Here is a 434-nt window from a genome sequence, read left to right as displayed (position 1 = left end):
GGCTGGGACGCGCGGGATGGACGCCTTCTTTCTGTGAAGGCGAACGGCCCGAGACAAGGTGTACCCGACCATCTCGAAGCTGAGGCGGCTTCGTTGCAGGTGACCTCGGCCGCAGATCGCATCCGATATGGTCTTCATAAGGGAGAGAGCTCATGAGGTGCTACAGCAACTCCAGTCGGCCGACGCGACGTCAGGCCCTAATAGGACTCAGCGGAGCGGCGCTGGTGCTTGGCGCCCCAAGCATTTTGCGAGCGCAAGAGTCGACCCTGGTGGTCGTTTCCGGTGGCGGATCGTATGAGGAGGCGTTCCGCAAAGCCGTAGTTGATCCCTTCCAGAGTGAGACAGGCATCAAGGTGACTTATGTGTCTCCGGCTGACGCGGCGAAGCTTAAGGCGCAAGTCGATAGCAGCAATGTGCAATGGGATGTGGTGGAG

Annotated in this window: 1 pseudogene; it reads left to right on the top strand. The window is 59.9% G+C overall.

The annotated features are described in order from the left end of the window. Nucleotides 1-224: 224 nt before the first annotated feature. Nucleotides 225-434 (top strand): annotated as a pseudogene (locus EOA32_RS39490) (ABC transporter substrate-binding protein); the annotation flags it as partial.

It is taken from the genome of Mesorhizobium sp. M1A.F.Ca.ET.072.01.1.1, from assembly GCF_004023325.1.
Taxonomy (GTDB): domain Bacteria; phylum Pseudomonadota; class Alphaproteobacteria; order Rhizobiales; family Rhizobiaceae; genus Mesorhizobium.
Note: the sequence above shows the minus strand (reverse complement) of the source record. Positions and strands in the feature narration are given on the sequence as shown.